The sequence below is a fragment of the Mesorhizobium sp. M1E.F.Ca.ET.041.01.1.1 genome, from assembly GCF_003997355.1.
Classification (GTDB): Bacteria; Pseudomonadota; Alphaproteobacteria; order Rhizobiales; family Rhizobiaceae; genus Mesorhizobium.
Window position 1 is genome coordinate 1 of sequence record NZ_RZSL01001122.1, and the last position, 857, is coordinate 857.

The 857-nt window shown below is 61.7% G+C and carries 2 protein-coding genes; both read right to left on the reverse strand.

Features of this window, described 5'->3' with window-relative positions; all coding sequences use genetic code 11:
• On the reverse strand, window positions 1-495 hold a 495-nt coding region (locus EOA38_RS37830; protein ID WP_281060186.1), incomplete at its 3' end, for an ATPase domain-containing protein.
• A 20-nt stretch (window positions 496-515) separates the two neighbouring features.
• Window positions 516-857: hypothetical protein (locus EOA38_RS39965; RefSeq protein WP_210213026.1), on the reverse strand; the 342-nt coding region annotated here is incomplete at its 5' end.

Here is an 857-nt window from a genome sequence, read left to right on the forward strand (position 1 = left end):
TGCGGAGCGCGGCGTCAGCGCCGCGACCGAATCGACCACCAGCACGTCGATGGCGCCCGAGCGCACCAGCGTGTCGCAGATCTCCAGCGCCTGCTCGCCGGTGTCGGGCTGCGAGATCAGCAGGTTCTCGAGGTCGACGCCGAGCTTGCGGGCATATACCGGATCGAGCGCATGCTCGGCATCGACGAAGGCGCAGATGCCGCCCTTCTTCTGGGCTTCCGCGACCGTGTGCAACGCCAGCGTCGTCTTGCCCGAGCTTTCCGGTCCGTAGATTTCGATGATGCGGCCGCGCGGCAGGCCGCCGACGCCGAGCGCGATGTCGAGGCCGAGCGATCCCGTCGGCACGGTTTCGATCTCGACCACCTGCTCGTTGGCGCCAAGCCGCATGATCGAGCCCTTGCCGAACGCGCGCTCGATTTGCGACAGCGCCGCATCCAGAGCCTTTGATTTGTCCACTGCCTTATCCTCTACAAGCCGCAAAGTGTTCTGAGCCATGATACATCACCCCTTGGTCGTCAATGAAGGCCGGACAATCCGTGATCCCTGCTGTTTTGTACCTTTTTTGTTCTCGCTTGGCAAGAGGCAGCAACTGACTGAAAAACAATCAATATCTGGATTTGTTCTATTTTTGTCTCACTAAACCTGGAGCGCGCCGGCGCCGCTGGCCCAAAAGAGACTTCGATATCCAGCCGACTCGAATCGCGGGCCCGATTGCGGGGCGATGCGTGGAAACCTAGTGTGCGCACGCGAACAATCAACGAAGGTACGACGCCTGCATGCCGACATCTCCAAGAATCCTGGCGCTGGGCGGCGCCCATATCGACCGGCGCGGCCAGGTGTCGGGTGCTTACGTGCCC